This window comes from Streptomyces sp. AK02-01A, from assembly GCF_033795305.1.
GTDB lineage: Bacteria > Actinomycetota > Actinomycetes > Streptomycetales > Streptomycetaceae > Streptomyces.
Map to the genome: position 1 here is coordinate 145560 of NZ_JARBAE010000007.1, position 18182 is coordinate 163741.

The window sequence follows — 18182 nt, forward strand, 5'->3', positions numbered from 1 at the left end:
CGGCCGGACGAGGTGTACGGCCTGTCCTTACTCGTACGGGTGAGTCCATATTCGAGCGAATCATGAAGTCCGTGTCGATTCAGCCCGCCCGCAGCGACACCGCCATCGCCTCCACCGCCAGCAACGGCGCCACATTGCGGTCGAGCGCCTGGCGGCAGGCGGCGATCGCCTCTATCCGGCGCAGCGTCCGCTCCGGTGTGGACGCACCGGCGACACGGTCCAGCGCGTCCCGTACGTCCCCGTTGGCCAGCGCGACCCGCGAGCCGAGCTGGAGTGCCAGTACATCGCGGTAGAAGCCGGTGAGATCGGTGAGGGCGAGGTCGAGGCTGTCCCGCTGGGTACGGGTGGAGCGACGCTTCTGACGATCGGCCAGCTCCTTCATGACACCCGCGGTGCCGCGCGGCATCCGCCCGCCCGCCGAGGCACCGAGGGCGGCCTTCATGTCCTCGGTCTCCTTGACGTCGACGTCCTCCGCCACCTGCTTGGCGTCCTCCGCCGCGGCGTCGATCAGCTCCTGCGCCGCCTTGAGACAGCCACCGATGTCGTCCACGCGCAGCGGCATCGTGAGAACGGTGGCGCGGCGGGCACGGGCCCGTGCGTCGGTGGCCAGCCGGCGGGCTCTGCCGATGTGTCCCTGGGTGGCGCGTGCGGCGGCGTGGGCCGCCTCGGGTTCGATACCGTCGCGCCGGATCAGGACGTCGGCGACGGCCTCCACGGGCGGTGTGCGCAGGACGAGATGGCGGCAGCGGGAGCGGATCGTGGGCAGGACGTCCTCCAGAGAGGGCGCGCAGAGCAGCCAGACCGTACGGGGCGCGGGCTCCTCCACCGCCTTCAGCAGGACATTCCCGGCGCCCTCGGTGAGCCGGTCGGCGTCCTCCAGCACGATGACCTGCCAGCGGCCGACGGCCGGTGAGAGCTGGGCGCGGCGGACCAGCTCACGGGTCTCCTTGACGCCGATGGAGAGCAGGTCGGTACGGATCACCTCGACATCGGCATGCGTACCGATCAGGCTCGTGTGGCAGCCGTCGCAGAAGCCGCAGCCCGGCTCTCCGCCGAGAGCGCGGTCGGGGCTGGTGCACTGGAGCGCGGCGGCGAAGGCGCGGGCCGCGGTGGAACGGCCCGAGCCCGGCGGCCCGGTGAACAGCCAGGCGTGTGTCATTTTCGACGCCTCGGGCGAGACGGTGCCCGAGGCGTCGGCGGTGACGCGCGCGTCGGCGTCGCGGGCGGCGGCGGACAGCGTCGCCTGAATCCGGTCCTGCCCGACCAGGTCGTCCCATACGGTCATGCGCCGTCACCGCCTCCGTGCTGAAGTGTCGTCCGCCTGGAATCGAGCATGTCGATCGCTTGAAATCGAACGTGCCGATTCTCGCGCGTGGATGTGCGCGGTCCCGCGCGTGGATTCCATTGTGGGGCCGGGGTCTGACACTCCGGCCCCACCGGCGTGCATACGCCACGTCCGGAGATCGACCGGCCACAGTCGACCGGCCACGGTCTAGCGGCGGCGCCTTCCCTCGCTGTCGTCGCCGTCGTCGTGCGGGCCCAGCAGCTCGTCCGCCAGGCTCGGAAGGTCGTCCAGCGGAGTCTCCTCCGCCCAGTCCGAGCGGCGGCGCGGGCGTTCGGACGCGCGCTCCGGGTCGAACTGCGGCATCTCACGGGTGCGCTCATTGCCGCCCTCGGCGGGCGGGACCGGCTCATCCTTGCGGAAGAAGTCCCGCGGCACACGGTCAGCCGGATCGGCGTCCCGTACGGGCGGCAGGACAGCGGTCTCATCGGCCGCGCGGGCGTCCCGGGGCCGACCGGATTCGCCGGCCCGACCACCGTCCCGGGCCTCGTCCCCGGCCTCGTCCCGTACCGGCCGAAGCACGGCCGTCTCGTCGGCCGCCCGGTCGGTCACCTGCGGGATGACCGCCGTCTCGTCCGCGTCGGGCCCGTCCGGCGACCGCGGCTCGGCGGGACGTACCGCCGGGACCTGCTGCGTCACATCATCCGGAGCGGCAAGGGGCTCCTTGACGAGCCGGGTGGGGATGGTGATCTCGTTCGGCGAGACGGCCGGAGCCGCCGAAGCGGCGGCCGACTCCTCCGCGAGCCGGCGCGTCTCCTCGGCCCGGAGCAGCGCCTCCTCCGCCTTGCGCTGCTTCTCGCGGCGTCGCTCCGCCGCCTCCACACGCAGCCTGGCCTCTTCCTGGGCCTGCCGCTTGAGGCGCTCCTGCTCCGCCTGCCTCGCCTCTTCCTCGGCCTCGCGCCGCCTGCGCTCCTCCTCGGCCTTCCTGCGCGCTTCCTCGGCCTGCCGCCTGGCCTCCTCCGCCTGGCGTTCGGCCTCGCGCTGCCGCTCCTCCTCCAGCTCGCGGCGCTTGCGCTCCTCCTCGTCGGCGCGGAGCTTGGCGAGCTGTGCCTGGCGCTCGCGCTCCAGCCGCTCCTCCTCGGCCTTGCGCGCGGCCTCTTCCTCGGCCTTGCGGCGGGCCTCCTCGATGGCGGCCTTCCGCGCCTCTTCCCGGGCCTTCACCTCGGCCTCGGAGAGCGGCAGCATCTGATCGAGCCGGTGCCGTACGACCGTGGTGACCGACTCCGGCTCCTGGCCTCCGTCCACGACGAGATAGCGGGCGGGGTCGGCCGCGGCGAGAGTGAGGAAGCCGGACCGTACCCGCTGGTGGAATTCGGCGGGCTCGGACTCCAGCCGGTCCGGAGCCTCCGTGAAGCGCTCGCGCGCGGTCTCCGGAGAGACATCGAGCAGCACCGTGAGATGAGGTACGAGGCCGTCCGTCGCCCAGCGCGAGATCCGTGCGATCTCGGTCGGCGACAGATCGCGGCCCGCGCCCTGATAGGCCACGGACGAGTCGATGTAGCGGTCGGAGATGACGATCGCTCCGCGCTCCAGCGCGGGACGTACGACCGAGTCGACATGTTCGGCGCGGTCGGCGGCGTACAGCAGGGCCTCCGCGCGGTTCGACAGACCCGCGCTCGACACGTCCAGCAGGATCGAGCGGAGCCGCTTGCCGACCGGCGTGGCGCCCGGCTCCCTGGTGACCACGACCTCGTGGCCCTTGGTACGGATCCAGTCGGCGAGCGCCTCGACCTGCGTGGACTTGCCGGCGCCGTCACCGCCTTCTATCGCGAGGAAGAAGCCGGTGGCGGTCGCGGTCTGCGCGGGGTCGGCGCCGCCGCGCAGGGCGTCGCGCAGATCGCGACGGAGCGGCACGCCGGACCGGTCGTCCGTCTTGGCGAGGACGACCGCCGCGACGGGCAGCAGCAGCGCGCCGACCAGCATCAGCGTGAAGGCCGCTCCGTCGTGGGCGAAGACGAAGTCGCCGTTGGCGAGGCGGTGCGGGCCGATGGCGGCGGCGACGAGCGGGGCGACGACCACGCCGAGTGCGACAAAGACCCTGCCGACGGCTTGGAGGTGTTCGGTGACTCGGTTTTGACCGTACTCCTCGGTCTCCAGATCGATAAGAGTGTGTCCAGTATTCGCCGCGACACCGGCCGCGAAGCCGGCGAACAGCGCGAGGAACAGCACCGTCGCCGTGTCCGGTACGAGGCCCATCGCGAGCAGCGCGATACCGGTGAGCGCGATCGCCAGCGCGAGCAGACGGCGGCGGGAGAGTGCGGGCAGCACCTTCGCGGCGCTACGGATACCGAGCCCCGTGCCGCCGGTCAGCGCGAGGACGAGCAGGGCGAAGGCGACGGGGCCGCCGCCGAGGTCCTTCGCCTGAAGTACGGAAACGGCCACGGCGGAGGCGATCGCCGCGGCGATGGCGGCGCAGGCGAGGACAAACAGCGGCACCGCACCCGTACGTCCCTTGTCCGGACCGCCGCGGCCCGTCTCACGGGCGGACGGGCGGCGCAGTCCCGCGAGCGGCGAACGCGGTCGCGGCGTACGGCCGTCGGGCAGTTCGAGGAAGTACAGAGTGGACACGGACGCGGCGAACAGTCCGGCCGCGACATACGAGCCGAGAGCCGCCTGGTGCAGTGAGAACCATGCGATGCCCGTGCCGAGGAGGTTGCTGATCAGCGTGGCGACAAGCAGGACCGCGGCCGCGACAGGAACGGCGACGAAGGCCGTACGGAGAGAGAGCCGGCGCAGCGCGTCGAGGTGGTCCGGCAGCGGACGCACCGCGGAGCCCTCCAGCGGCGGCGCCGGAAGCAGTGCGGGGGCCGCGCTGTCCTTGGCGACCGTCCAGAAGCGCTCGGTGACGCCGGCGACGAAGACCGTGCTGAGAAGGATCGGCAGAGCGTTGTCGGGAGTCCAGGTGAGCCAGAGCGGCGCGACCAGGAGCAGGCCGAGGCGGAGTACGTCCGAGACGATCATCGTCCAGCGGCGGTCCAGCGGACCGCCGTCCCTGGCGGGCTTCCCGCGGGCCTTGCGGGCCTTGGAGGCTCCGGAGGTCTCGGCCCCGGCACGGGACGTGCTCTCCTCTCCGGTACCGGTGGCCGCCGGTTTTCCGGCGCCGGTGCCGGGCGTGACGGCGCCGGTGCCGGGCGTGATCAGTGCCGTCAGCGGACCGAGGAGTACGACTCCGAAGAGCGTGGTGGCAAGGATCCGGGCGCCGAACACGGCAGCGACGGCGAACGCCGCTCCTCTGTATCCAGGACCGAACGAGCCCTCGGCGATCGCCGCCTGCAACGACAACAGCAGAAGCACGAAAACGGCGAGTACGTCGCCGACACCGCCGGCGAACTGGGCGCCCCACAGCCGCCGCAGCGGAGGAAGGCGCAACAAGGATCGCACGGCGCGCTCTCGTGAGTCTGCGGCAAGTGCGTCGGAGTCGGAGGTGGGGCTCACGACCGTTGGCTGCTCGGCTCGCGTCATCCGCCCAGCCTATCCGGAGCCGCCGACTCCCTGGTGACCCCGTCCGAACATACGGGCGCGCGAGGCCCGATGCGGACGGGGCCGGGGTGTGAAAGGGCTACCGCGCACGGGCCCCGGCCTTCTACCGGTCCGTGTTCACCGGCCGGTCCGCACAGGTCGGACGGCGCGAAATGGCCGCCGCGACCACCGGAGGTCCGGCCTCACTGGTCGGACTTCGCCGAAGCCGCCGTCTTCTTGGCCGCCGTCGCCTTCGCCACTGTCGCCTTGGCCGTCGTCGTCTTCTTCGCGGCGGTCTTCTTCGCCGTCGTCGCCTTCTTCGCCGGAGCCTTCTTCGCCGGTGCCTTCTTCACGGCCTTCTTGGCCGTCTTCTTGGCCGGGCCCTTCGCGCGCTTCTCCGCGAGCAGTTCGTAACCGCGCTCCGGCGTGATCGCCTCGACGCTGTCGTCGGTCCGCAGCGTCGCGTTCGTCTCACCGTCCGTGACATACGGGCCGAAGCGGCCGTCCTTCACGACGACCGGACGCTCGCTCACCGGGTCCGTGCCCAGTTCCTTCAGCGGCGGCTTGGCCGCTGCCCGGCCACGCTGCTTGGGCTGCGCGTAGATCGCCAGCGCCGCGTCCAGCGTGATGTTGAAGAGCTGGTCCTCGGTCTCCAGCGAACGGGAGTCCGTGCCCTTCTTCAGATACGGGCCGTACCGGCCGTTCTGCGCGGTGATCTCGACACCCTCGGCGTCCACGCCGACGACCCGGGGCAGCGACATCAGCCGGAGGGCGTCGTCGAGAGTGACGGTGTCCAGGGACATGGATTTGAAGAGGGACGCGGTACGCGGCTTGACCGCGTTCTTGCCGGTCTTCGGAGTCCCGTCGGGAAGGATCTCGGTGACATACGGTCCGTAGCGGCCGTCCTTGGCGACGATCTGGTGGCCGGTCACCGGGTCCGCGCCCAGTTCGAAGTCGCCGCTCGGCTTGGCCAGCAGCTCTTCCGCGTATCCGACCGTCAGCTCGTCGGGCGCCAGATCCTCCGGCACATCGGCGCGCTGATGGCCTTCCTGGTCCTTCTCGCCGCGCTCCACATAGGGGCCGTACCGGCCGACGCGCAGCATGATGCCGTCGCCGACGGGGAACGACGAGATCTCACGGGCGTCGATCGCGCCGAGGTCCGTGACCAGTTCCTTGAGGCCGCCGAGGTGGTCGCCGTCACCGTTTCCGGCGCCCGCCGCGGCGCCCGCCTTGTCGTCGCCCTCGCCGAAGTAGAAGCGCTTGAGCCACGGCACGGCCTGGGCCTCGCCCTGGGCGATGCGGTCGAGATCGTCTTCCATCTTGGCCGTGAAGTCGTAGTCGACCAGCCGGCCGAAGTGCGTCTCCAGCAGATTGACCACGGCGAAGGAGAGGAAGGACGGGACGAGCGCCGTGCCCTTCTTGAAGACATAGCCGCGGTCGAGGATGGTGCCGATGATGGAGGCGTAGGTCGACGGGCGGCCGATTTCGCGCTCCTCCAGCTCCTTGACCAGCGAGGCTTCGGTGTAGCGGGCCGGCGGCTTGGTCGCGTGGCCGTCCACCGAGAGCTCCTCGGCGGAGAGTGCGTCGCCCTCGGCAACCTGCGGCAGCCGGCGCTCGCGGTCGTCCAGCTCGGCGTTCGGGTCGTCCGCGCCCTCGACATACGCCTTCATGAAGCCGTGGAAGGTGATCGTCTTGCCGGAGGCGGAGAATTCCGCGTCCCGGCCGTCGGAGGAGCGGCCCCCGATCTTGACGGTGACGCTGTTGCCGACCGCGTCCTTCATCTGGGAGGCGACGGTCCGCTTCCAGATCAGCTCATAGAGCTTGAACTGGTCGCCGGTCAGTCCGGTCTCCGCCGGAGTGCGGAAACGATCACCCGAAGGACGGATCGCCTCGTGCGCCTCCTGCGCGTTCTTGACCTTGCCCGCGTACGTCCGCGGCTTGTCCGGCAGATAGCTCGCGCCGTACAACTGCGTGACCTGCGCCCGGGCCGCGGAGACAGCGGTGTCCGAGAGGGTCGTCGAGTCGGTACGCATATAGGTGATGAAGCCGTTCTCGTACAGCTTCTGCGCGACCTGCATCGTGGACTTCGCGCCGAAGCCCAGCTTGCGCGCGGCCTCCTGCTGGAGGGTCGTCGTCCGGAAGGGCGCGTACGGCGAGCGGCGGTACGGCTTGGACTCGACCGAGCGGACGGAGAAGGAAGCGTTCTCCAGAGCGGCCGCGAGTGCCCGTGCGTTCGCCTCGTCCAGGTGAAGCACCTGGTCGGACTTGATCCGGCCGTCCGCGCCGAAGTCACGGCCCTGGGCGACACGGCGGCCGTCGACCGCGCTCAGCCGGGCGGCCAGCGAGGACGGGTCGGAGGCGTCACCGGCGCGGCCGGTGGAGAACGTGCCGGTCAGGTCCCAGTACTCGGCGGAGCTGAAGGCGATGCGCTCGCGCTCGCGCTCGACGACGAGACGGGTGGCGACGGACTGGACGCGGCCGGCGGAGAGGCCGCGCATGACCTTCTTCCACAGGACCGGCGAGACCTCGTAGCCGTAGAGCCGGTCGAGGATCCGGCGTGTCTCCTGGGCGTCGACCATGCGCGTGTTCAGCTCACGCGGGTTGGCGACGGCGGCCCGGATCGCGTCCTTGGTGATCTCGTGGAAGACCATCCGGTGGACCGGGACCTTGGGCTTGAGGACTTCCTGCAGATGCCAGGCGATGGCCTCGCCCTCGCGGTCCTCATCGGTGGCGAGGTAAAGCTCGTCGGATTCGGCCAGCAGCTCCTTGAGCTTTCTGACCTGTGCCTTCTTGTCGGCGTTGACGACATAGATCGGCTGGAAGTCGTGTTCGACGTCCACTCCGAGGCGGCGCACCTCGCCGGTGTACTTCTCCGGCACCTCGGCGGCGCCGTTCGGGAGGTCGCGGATGTGCCCGACGCTCGCCTCGACGACATAACCAGGGCCGAGGTAGCCCTTGATCGTCTTCGCCTTGGCGGGCGACTCGACGATGACGAGTCGGCGGCCGCCGTGTGCGGTCTCGCTGGTCGGGGACAACTTCGCTCTTCTCTCCGGTCGACGCTCGGTGGGCCCGTACGGCAGTACGGCAGAACAGCACGCGGGCCGTGGTACGGCCCAGCGGTGACGCTGCTTCGCTGCGGAGTGTGACGGTACAACCCGCCCCCGTGTCAAACGGCAAAAGCCCGCAACGGCCACTCGAACGGTAACCCGACTCCAGGCACTCCTGCCGCCCGGACCCCCGAGCCCGCCTCGTCCGGCCGGGCCGCCGGCGGTTCCGCGAAGGGGCCTGGAGGCGGTCCCTCCGCGAGGCCCCGCGACACGTCCGGTGCAGGTCCGGCGGGCTGACGCCGCCGTGCGCGGGCTCGGATCGATCATGCGCCACGGGTTCCGGTCAGGCGGCGGAAAGTTTGGATCAGATACGACCGAAACACCACACGCCAAGAGCGAGAAAGACCACGCCCGAGAGTGTCGCGAGTGTGATGGACGCCGCCGGCCGCACTCCGTGGGCCACCGGCGCGCGGTGCAGGAGGCGCACCGCCGTCCACAGCAGCAGCCCGGCGCCGAACAGCGTGAACGCCGTTCCCACGAAGACCGCCGGCCCGCTCTCCATGCCCGTACCTCGTTCATTCCGTGGCACCCGACGCGCGGCGCCGGGAATTCAGGAGACCGAGGCTGGCATCCCGGGGCATCACGGGCACGAATTCCGGGTGAACGCCGGGCGCGGGTTGCCGGCATGCGCCGGGCCTGCGCAGGTCACCCCGGCCCCGGCGCCGGCTCCAGGAAGCCCTCCTCCACCAGCGTCCGGATCGCCTGAGGCGTACGGTCGCGGAGCAGCACCGGGTCCTCCCCGACGAGTTGACCGATGGCGTCCAGGATCCGTCCGGCGCTGAGCGTCCCGTCGCAGACCCCCGCGAACCCGGCCCCGACCGTGTCGACCTTGGTGGCCCGGCGCATGCCGCGGTTCTGCCGCAGCAGAACATGCTCCGGATCCTCCGCGCCCGGCAGTCCGACCTGCTCCTGGACAACCTCGGGAGCCAGCACGAAATGGTCGGCAAGGAGTGCCGCGTCGTCATGCGTCCGCAGATAGTCCTGCCGGTCGAAGTGCGCTCGTACGGTCTCACCGAGCGGCTGCTCCACCGGGTGCGGCCACTCCTCCACGACGATCGACGGCTGCTCGGCTCCCGATTTCCTGAGCGTGATCCAGCCGAAGCCGACCGCCTTGGTCTTCCGGGCCTCGAACTCGTCCAGCCACGCGTCGTACCGCGCCGCGTACGCCTCCGGGTCGGTCCGGTGATCGCCGCTGTCGCGCAGCCACAGCTCGGCGTACTGCGTCACATCCTGGACCTCGCGCTGCACGATCCAGGCGTCGCAGCCGTTCGGCACCCATGACCGCAGCCGCTGCTGCCAGTCCTCTCCCTCCACGTGCTGCCAGTTGGCGAGCAACTGGGCGAATCCGCCGGTGTTGAGCCGCTCGCCCGCCTGCTGGACAAGAGTCCGGCACAGATCGTCACCGCCCATTCCGCCGTCCCGGTACGTGAGCCGCGCACCGGGCGAGATGACGAACGGCGGGTTGGAGACGATCAGGTCGTACGTCTCGTCGCCGACCGGTTCGAAGAGCGAACCCTCCAGCAGCTCCGCCGCGGGCGCGTCGGAGAGCGCCAGAGTCAGCCTGGTGAAGCCGAGCGCCCGCGGATTCAGATCGGTGGCGGTGACCCGTGTGGCGTACTGGGAGGCGTGCAGCGCCTGGATGCCGGATCCGGTGCCGAGATCGAGCGCCTTCCCGACGGGCGTACGCACGGTGATCCCGGCCAGGGTCGTCGAGGCCCCGCCGACACCCAGCACCACTCCCTCGTCGTGTCCGCTCGCGCCTCCGGCACCGCCGACGGCGAGACCGAGGTCGGAGACGATGAACCAGTCCTGTCCCTCGGGCCCGCCGTACGGACGCACGTCCACCGTCGCGCGGACCTCCTCGCCGTCCTGTACGACCCAGCCGCCGGCCAGCGCCTCGTCCAGGGGCAGCGCGGCCGTCGCCCGCTCTCGCGGGACAGGCCGCTGGAGCAGAAACAGCCGTACGAGCGTTTCGAGCGGTGTGTCGCCGCGGGTGGCGCGCAGCGCGGGCACGGTCTCGCTGCGGGCCAGCGCGGCGTAGGCGGGCGCGCCGAGCAGATCGAGCAGGCCGTCTGCGGTGAAGTCCGCGGCGAGCAGGGCCGCACGGAGTCGGGGCGAGTGGTCGGGCGCGGGAAGGCTGGTCGTACTCACCCGCCCATTGTGGCGGCTCCCGCTGACAACGGCCTGCGGCCCGGCCCTCCGTTCGGGGGACCGGGCCGCAGAGCCGCGTTCGAGAGCGTCCGTGAGCGGATGCCGTGGGTCGCCGTGCCGGGCGACGGCAGAGGTTACGACGAGGAGCCGCCGTGTGCCGCCGTGCCCGTCACGACCCGCTGCCGCCCGCCGGCGAGGCGGTCGACCCGCCCGCCGTCGGTGCCTGCTTCTGGCAGCCGGGCTGCTTCGCCATCGCCTTGCCGACATCACCGGACTGGAGCTTCCGCAGCGCCTGATCGCCGCTCTTGCTGAGCTTGTCCAGTTCGTCCGCGACGCCCTTGAGACCGTCGGCGAAGTCCGCCTGGTCCTTGGTGTCGAGCGCGTCGACCTTCTTCCTGAGGTCCGCGTACGCCGCTGAGGTGGAGTTGAGCTCCTTGACGGCCTCCTGCTGGGTCGTCTCGCCGTCGCTGACGGGCGGTGGGCCCGCGCTGTTCACGGCGGAGCCCAGCGACTTGTAGGCGTCGGAGATGGACTGGAAGGCCGCCGCGTCGGTCTTCTGGACATCAGCGGGCTTGCTGCTGTCCGAGGTCGCCTGCTGGATGGAGGTGTTGGCGTCCGCGATCTTCTTCAGCTGGGGCTGAACCTGGTCGCAGACCTTCTTGGCCCAGTCGTTCACCTTGCTGTTGCTGTCGTCACTACTGCAGCCGGACAGCGCCATAAGCAGTACCGCACCGCCGGACAGCGCGGCCACAAGCTTCTTGTTCACCGGATTGGTCCCTTCCAAGGCTCTCGGCCCCGGAACTTACACGGCAAGTGGGCGACAACCGTGTGCTATACGTCCAATCTATGGGCTATTGCAGCCATTTGCACCAAGGGAGAGACACCTCACGCCCGCTCAGGTTCCGGCTCGCCGCAGGTTTCCGCGGACACGCGAGGGCCTACGGCGCGTCAATCCGCGCCGCACGCCCGCTCCGGCCGGCCGGTCCCGGTCAGGCCGGCCATGGCTCAGAGCCGATGAGCTGTTGATCACTCGATCGGGCTCCCGTGTCGGTGACCCTGACCCGGCGTCATGGCGCCACCACCGGGTCGGGCGACTTCTCCGTCCCGTCGCCGGAATCGTCTCCGCCGCCGTCCACCGTGACCGAGCGGCGTTTGGAGCTGTACACCGCTCCGACGATGACCAGGAGGGCGAGCGCCGCGACGAGTGCGCGGATGCCGGCGTTGGCTCCGTCTCCATAGCTGAACCGCACGACCGCGGGCGCGATCAGCAGCGCCACCAGGTTCATGACCTTCAGCAGCGGATTGATCGCGGGACCGGCCGTGTCCTTGAACGGGTCGCCCACGGTGTCACCGATGATCGTCGCCGCGTGCGCCTCACTGCCCTTGCCGCCGTGCCGGCCGTCCTCGACGAGCTTCTTGGCGTTGTCCCAGGCGCCGCCGGAGTTGGCAAGGAAGACGGCCATCAGAGTGCCGGTCCCGATCGCGCCGGCCAGAAACGAGCCGAGCGCCCCGACGCCGAGCGCGAAGCCCACGGCGATCGGGGTGAGGACGGCGAGCAGCCCCGGGGTGGCCAGCTCGCGCAGGGCGTCCTTGGTGCAGATGTCGACCACGCGGCCGTACTCCGGCTTCTCGGTGTAATCCATGATCCCGGGGTGCTCGCGGAACTGCCGCCGCACCTCGTAGACCACCGAGCCGGCCGACCGCGACACCGCGTTGATCGCGAGCCCGGAGAAGAGGAAGACGACCGCGGCGCCGAGGATCAGCCCCACCAGATTGTTCGGCTGGGAGATGTCCAGACTGAGCGTCAGCTCGTCGGCCCTGGCGCCCACATCGACGACGGCTGTGGCGATGGCGTCACGGTACGAGCCGAAGAGCGCCGCCGCGGCGAGTACGGCCGTGGCGATGGCGATGCCCTTGGTGATGGCCTTCGTGGTGTTGCCGACGGCGTCGAGATCGGTGAGCACCTGCGCGCCCGCGCCCCGGACATCACCGGACATCTCCGCGATGCCCTGCGCGTTGTCCGCGACCGGGCCGAAGGTGTCCATGGCGACGATGACACCGACGGTGGTGAGCAGGCCGGTGCCGGCCAGCGCCACCGCGAAGAGAGCGAGCATGATCGAGGTGCCGCCGAGCAGAAAGGCTCCGTACACCGCGAGACCGATCAGCAGAGCGGTGTAGACCGCGGACTCCAGGCCGATGGCGATGCCCGCGAGCACCACGGTGGCGGGGCCGGTGAGAGCGGACTTGCCGATGTCCCTGACGGGACGCCGGGTGGTCTCGGTGAAGTAGCCGGTGAGCTGCTGGATCAGGGCCGCCAGCACGATGCCGATGGCGACCGCGATCAGGGCCAGCACTCGGGGATCGCCGCTGTGTGTGAGGATCGATTCCTCGCTGACCCCGTCCAGTTGGGCGTACGAGGACGGCAGATAGACGAAGGCCGCCACGGCGACCAGGGCGAGCGAGATCACGGCGGAGAGGAAGAAGCCGCGGTTGATGGCGCTCATACCGCTCCGGTCGGCGCGCCGCGGGGCCACCGCGAAGATGCCGATCATCGCGGTGACCACGCCGATCGCGGGAACGATCAGCGGGAAGGCCAGTCCGTAGTTCCCGAACGCCGCCGTGCCGAGGATGAGCGCGGCGACGAGCGTCACCGCGTACGACTCGAAGAGGTCGGCCGCCATGCCCGCGCAGTCACCGACGTTGTCTCCCACGTTGTCGGCGATGGTCGCGGCGTTGCGCGGGTCGTCCTCGGGAATGCCCTTCTCCACCTTGCCGACCAGGTCCGCGCCGACATCGGCGGCCTTGGTGAAGATGCCGCCGCCGACGCGCATGAACATGGCGATCAGCGCGGCGCCCAGGCCGAAGCCCTCCAGGACCTTGGGCGCGTCGGCGGCGTAGGCGAGCACCACGCAGGAGGCACCGAACAGCCCGAGGCCCACCGTGAACATGCCGACCACGCCGCCCGTACGGAACGCGATCTTCGTGGCCTTGTGCGAAACGGCGGTCAGGTCCTTCTCGGGCCGGCCTTCCGCCGGCGTCGCCTCACGGGCGGCCGCCGCCACCCGCACATTGCTGCGTACGGCGAGACGCATGCCGAAATAACCGGTGGCCGCCGAGAAGAGCGCGCCCACCAAAAAGAACAGTGAACGTCCAGCACGCTCCGACCAGTTGTCGGCCGGCAACAGCATCAACAGAAAGAACACCACGACGGCGAAAACGCCGAGAGTGCGCAGTTGCCGGGCCAGATAGGCGTTCGCACCCTCCTGTACGGCCGCGGCGATCTCTTTCATGGAATCGGTGCCCTCGCCGGCCGCCAGCACCTGGCGTACCAGAAGCTGGGCCACGAACAGCGCCGCCAGCGCGACGACCGCCACAACGATCACGATCAGCCGGTTGTTGTCCGTGAGTATCGCGGCCGCGAGAGAAGTGAGGCCCTCGGAAAGCTGTGGATGGAAGTGTCCCGCCATTCGTCCTCCTTGACGCTCAGCGCTCAAGATGGACGGATTGTAGGGAGTGGAACCTGATCAGAACTGAGCACGCCACATGCAATTGACCTTAATGTATCGACAGGCAATGATCGCATGCCGAAAATCATTCCGGAGACAATCTCGGAATGATTATTAGATAAACACATTGACGTTGCGGATGTTGCGGATGTTGCGGATGTTGCGAAAAATCGTCCGGTGAAAATAAGAAAGACCCTGCTGAGCAGGGCCTTCTTAAAATTGGATCATCTGTTCGCGAGCCGGTCGAGGGACCCCGGACAGCACTCTCCCGGACGGCACCGCCACGGAAGAAGGGACGCCACTGGAGAAGAGACCAGTATCAGGACGGTCCAGGACGAGGCACTCAGGAGAGCCGGATCAGGGCAGAGCCACGGCAGTCGTCGTCGGCCAGCTCATCCGGATGACCCCGCCGTCGTCGCCGGAGGTGACTTCCACATCGTCGACCAGCCCGCTGATCACCGCGAGGCCCATCTCGTCCTCGTCCTCGGCATCGCTCTCCTGGAGATCGCCCGAGGACGCCTCCTCGCGCGCCTCCGGAGCCCCGGCGCCGCCTCCCGGGCCCAGCACGCCGTCGCCGACCTCGATGGAGAAGGCTTTCTCCTCCTCGGTCAGCACCACCCTCACCGGGGTGGTGATGCCATGACTGCGGTGCAGCCCGACCGCTCGGCTGCATGCTTCGCCGACCGCGAGTCTGACCTCGTCCAACACAGCTTCGTCGACGCCGGCCCGACGCGCCACGGCGGCCGCCACCAGACGGGCCGTCCTGACATGTTCGGGCTGGGCGCTGAAGCGGAGTTCAACGGTGGCCATGCGATCCCCCTTGAACGTACGAGCGGGCAAACTCACGGACTCGGGCACCCGGCCATAACACCCGGTGCCCCGCCCTTATTCTTCCGGAAGGCTGCTGCCGACCTCAGTCGGTGGCCGCCACGGCCTCGTCGACCGTGGTGTGGATCGGGAACACCTTGGTCAGACCGGTGATCCGGAAGATCTTGAGAATGCGCTCCTGGTTGCAGACCAGGCGCAGCGAGCCCTCGTGGGCACGCACACGCTTCAGGCCACCCACGAGCACGCCGAGACCGGTCGAGTCCAGGAAGTCCACGCCCTCCATGTCGACAACCAGGTGGTAGCTGCCGTCGTTCACCAACTCGACCAACTGCTCGCGCAGCTTGGGCGCGGTATACACATCAATCTCGCCACCGACCTCGACGACCGTACGGTCGCCACCAGGGCCGGACACATTGCGAGTCGACAGGGACAGGTCCACGGATCCTCCAGCACCTTGCTATCGAGCGGTCGCCCCTCGGGTCTCCCCGACGGAGCCAGGGGACGTATCGCCAGCCGCCATGGCATTCAATCACTTACCAGCAGCCATGCACGACGCCTTGGGACCATTGTCCGTCACGCCAGTGACAGACTCGATGCCGATGACCAGGAATCACCGTCCCAGTGGACCCCCGGAGAGCGGGGGCAACAGCCCTTCTCCCCGTGCGGTCCTCGACCGGCTCGCCGCAGGGGCGGGCCGTGCTGCGCGCATCACCCATACGGAGCACCTGCCCCCGCGTGCGGGTCGCCATGCGGTCTGGCCCGATCGCATTCGCCCAGAAGTGATCAGCGCCATTCAGCGGGCCGGGATCGACCATCCGTGGGCCCATCAGGCCGCCGCCGCCGAGCACGCCCTGGACGGTGAGTCCGTCGTCATCGCCACCGGCACGGCCTCCGGCAAGTCCCTCGCCTATCTCGCTCCCGTTCTGACCACACTGCTGGACGGCTCCGAGGCCGCCAACGGCCGGGGCACGACGGCGCTCTATCTCGCGCCGACCAAGGCCCTCGCCGCCGACCAGCGCCGTGCCGTCAGAGCGCTCGCCGCCCCGCTCGGCAACCGTGTGCGTCCGGCCGTGTACGACGGTGACACCCCCGTCGAAGAGCGCGAATGGGTCCGGCAGTACGCCAATTACGTGCTGACCAACCCCGACATGCTGCACCGGGGAATACTCCCGTCCCATCCCCGCTGGGCCTCCTTCCTTCGCTCACTGCGCTATGTCGTCATCGACGAGTGCCACACCTACCGCGGCGTCTTCGGCTCGCACGTGGCCCAGGTGCTGCGCCGTCTGCGCCGCGTATGCGCCCGCTACGGCGCGAACCCGGTCTTCCTGCTGGCCTCCGCCACCGCCGCGGACCCCGCCGTGGCCGCCGGCCGGCTCACCGGCCTGCCCGTCCACGAGGTCGCCGACGACGCCTCGCCGCGTGGCGAGATGGTCTTCGCCCTCTGGGAGCCCCCGCTCACCGACCTCCATGGTGAGAAGGGCGCTCCCGTCCGCCGTACCGCCATGGCCGAGACCGCCGACCTCCTCACCGACCTGACCGTCCAAGGCGTCCGTACGGTCGCCTTCGTACGCTCCCGGCGCGGCGCCGAACTCATCGCCGTCATCGCCCAGGAGCGGCTGGCCGAAGTGGACCGCTCGCTGGCCCGCCGGGTCGCCGCCTACCGCGGCGGCTACCTCCCCGAGGAACGCCGCGCCCTGGAGAACGCCCTGCACTCCGGCGAGCTCCTCGGCCTCGCCGCCACCACCGCGCTGGAACTCGGCATCGACGTCTCCGGCCTCGACGCCGTCCTCATCTCGGGCTATCCCGGCACCCGTGCCTCGCTGTGGCAGCAGGCGGGCCGGGCCGGGCGCTCCGGACAGGGAGCGCTGGCCGTCATGATCGCCCGCGACGATCCGCTGGACACCTTTCTCGTCCACCATCCCGAGGCGCTGTTCCGGCAGCCCGTCGAGTCCACGGTCCTCGATCCCGACAACCCCTACGTCCTGGCCCCGCACCTGTGCGCGGCCGCCGCCGAACTCCCGCTCACCGAAGCCGACCTGACGCTCTTCGGCCCGGCCGCCCCGGAGCTGCTCCCACAGCTTGAGACCGCGGGACTGCTGCGCCGTCGTGCCTCCGGCTGGTACTGGACGCGCCGCGAACGGGCCGCCGATCTCGCCGACATCCGGGGCGAGGGCGGCAGCCCCGTCCAGATCGTCGAGGCGGTGACCGGCCGGCTGCTGGGCACGGTCGACGAACAGGCCGCCCACACCGCCGTCCACGACGGAGCCGTCCACCTCCACCAAGGCCGCACCTATCTGGTGAAGCGGCTGGATCTGGCGGACTCGGTCGCGCTCGTCGAGGAGGCCAACCCGCCGTACTCCACCACTGCCCGCGACACCACCGCCATCTCCGTCCTCGAAACGGACACCGAGATCCCCTGGGGAGACGGACGCCTCTGCTACGGCTCCGTCGAGGTCACCAACCAGGTCGTCTCCTTCCTCCGCCGCCGGCTCATCACCGGCGAGGTGCTCGGCGAGAGCAAGCTCGACCTGCCGCCACGGACGCTCCGGACCCGGGCCGTCTGGTGGACGGTCACGGAGGACCAGTTGGACGCGGCCCGGGTCAACCCGGAGCAACTCGGAGGCGCGCTGCACGCCGCCGAGCACGCCTCCATCGGGCTGCTCCCGCTTTTCGCCACCTGCGACCGCTGGGACATCGGCGGTGTCTCCGTACCGCTCCATCCGGACACCCTGCTGCCGACGGTCTTCGTGTACGACGGCCATCCCGGGGGCGCGGGATTCGCCGAACGGGCCTTCCAGACGGCCCGTGAGTGGCTCACGGCCACTCGCGAGGCCATCGCCTCCTGCGAGTGCGAGGCCGGCTGCCCGTCCTGCATCCAGTCCCCCAAGTGCGGCAACGGCAACGACCCCCTGCACAAGCGAGGCGCCGTGCGGCTGCTGACAGAGCTGCTCAGATATGCGCCGGACGCGGCCGAACCGGCGGGCGCGCAGGCCGCGCCGACCGCTCCACCAGCGGCGTAGCCGTCATGGCACGGCCTCCCCGGCGCCGGGCCGGGACTGGAAGGCCGCGTCCCCGGCGCCGGGCGTGGGCGGGCCGAGCGGCGGCCCCGCCCGGGCCCTGACCGCCGGGGCATACGGTCCGGACCGCGCCCGCGCCGTCACATCCGCGATCTCCCCGCTCAGCGCGCACCGCACCACCTCCGCTCCCTGTGCCGACGCCACCTCGGCGGCCCTGCGGCAGGCATCCGCAGGCCCTCGCGCGGCGTGATCCGCGGCGGCGAGGGCCGCCAGGTCCGCGGCCGCGCCCGCGCGGTGCCGGGCCACGACCGCCTGGCCCATGGCCAGCACCGCCGCGAACACCACGCACATCGCGGTCGCCGCCATGGCCGTCCACACCGTCGCCGAGCCCCGGTCGCCGGTCATGGCGCCACCTCCGCCGGACCCGGGCGCGCGGTGCCGCCTTCGACATCGCCCTGGCCGTCCTCCGCCGAAGCGGCCGCCTCCGCCGTGAGCGTCAGGGCCAGCGCACCCGGGCCGGGCGTGGGAGCCTCGACCCGCACCCGCCACAGCCCCTTCGTACGCCCCAGCGTGACCCTGGCACCGGCCGGCGCGGCCGAACGGGCGGAGGCCAGCGCCGCGGCCCGTGGCTCGGACCTGGCGGCCGCCCGCGCTCCGGCCCGTGCCGCGTCCACACACTGGATCTGCGCGGAGGCCGCCGTCAGAGCCCAGACCAGGGCCAGCGTGAACGCCACCAGCGTCGGCACCGCCACGGCCGCCTCCGCCGTCACGG

General features: G+C 70.5%; 12 protein-coding genes. 1 reads left to right on the forward strand and 11 read right to left on the reverse strand.

The genetic code is table 11. From position 1 onward, the window contains the following. Positions 1-79 precede the first annotated feature (79 nt). The 9 genes from PV679_RS10270 to PV679_RS10310 all read right to left on the reverse strand — a co-directional run bounded on the left by PV679_RS10270 (position 80) and on the right by PV679_RS10310 (position 14832). On the reverse strand, positions 80-1285 hold the full coding sequence (locus PV679_RS10270; protein WP_319679800.1) for a DNA polymerase III subunit delta': 1206 nt from the start codon (positions 1283-1285) through the stop codon (positions 80-82). A 207-nt stretch (positions 1286-1492) separates the two neighbouring features. Continuing rightward, positions 1493-4804, reverse strand: coding sequence for a dTMP kinase (tmk, locus tag PV679_RS10275; RefSeq protein WP_319679801.1), 3312 nt, complete (start codon positions 4802-4804; stop codon positions 1493-1495). A gap of 200 nt (positions 4805-5004) precedes the next feature. After that, positions 5005-7836: a type I DNA topoisomerase gene (gene topA, locus PV679_RS10280; RefSeq protein ID WP_319679802.1), complete on the reverse strand. Its 2832-nt coding sequence runs from the start codon at positions 7834-7836 to the stop codon at positions 5005-5007. 376 nt (positions 7837-8212) lie between these two features. Beyond that, positions 8213-8410: a hypothetical protein gene (locus tag PV679_RS10285; protein WP_319679803.1), complete on the reverse strand. Its 198-nt coding sequence runs from the start codon at positions 8408-8410 to the stop codon at positions 8213-8215. Positions 8411-8553: 143 nt separating this feature from the next. Continuing rightward, a complete protein-coding gene (locus PV679_RS10290) occupies positions 8554-10059 on the reverse strand; it encodes a methyltransferase (protein WP_319679804.1) in 1506 nt (501 codons plus the stop codon). Positions 10060-10228: 169 nt separating this feature from the next. Further along, positions 10229-10825 (reverse strand): small secreted protein, encoded by a 597-nt coding sequence (locus PV679_RS10295; RefSeq protein WP_319679805.1) that lies wholly within the window; start codon positions 10823-10825, stop codon positions 10229-10231. 301 nt (positions 10826-11126) lie between these two features. Beyond that, entirely contained in the window at positions 11127-13526 is a 2400-nt protein-coding gene (locus PV679_RS10300; protein WP_319679806.1) for a sodium-translocating pyrophosphatase, read from the reverse strand. A 396-nt stretch (positions 13527-13922) separates the two neighbouring features. Beyond that, positions 13923-14375, reverse strand: a complete 453-nt coding sequence (locus PV679_RS10305) for an ATP-binding protein (protein ID WP_319679807.1) — start codon at positions 14373-14375, stop codon at positions 13923-13925. A gap of 103 nt (positions 14376-14478) precedes the next feature. Next, a complete protein-coding gene (locus PV679_RS10310) occupies positions 14479-14832 on the reverse strand; it encodes an STAS domain-containing protein (RefSeq protein WP_003967428.1) in 354 nt (117 codons plus the stop codon). A gap of 79 nt (positions 14833-14911) precedes the next feature. On the opposite strand from PV679_RS10310, the gene PV679_RS10315 reads away from it, so the two are divergent. After that, a complete protein-coding gene (locus PV679_RS10315) occupies positions 14912-17413 on the forward strand; it encodes a DEAD/DEAH box helicase (RefSeq protein WP_319679808.1) in 2502 nt (833 codons plus the stop codon). A gap of 3 nt (positions 17414-17416) precedes the next feature. Here the strand turns inward: PV679_RS10315 and PV679_RS10320 are convergent, their stop codons facing one another. Together PV679_RS10320 and PV679_RS10325 are read right to left on the reverse strand one after the other, a co-directional pair. Then, complete coding sequence (locus PV679_RS10320; RefSeq protein WP_319679809.1) at positions 17417-17815, reverse strand: Rv3654c family TadE-like protein; 399 nt, start codon at positions 17813-17815, stop codon at positions 17417-17419. Continuing rightward, positions 17812-18180, reverse strand: coding sequence for a TadE family type IV pilus minor pilin (locus PV679_RS10325; protein WP_416069688.1), 369 nt, complete (start codon positions 18178-18180; stop codon positions 17812-17814). Before PV679_RS10325 ends, PV679_RS10320 begins: the two co-directional genes overlap by 4 nt. Between the last annotated feature and the right edge of the window lie 2 nt (positions 18181-18182).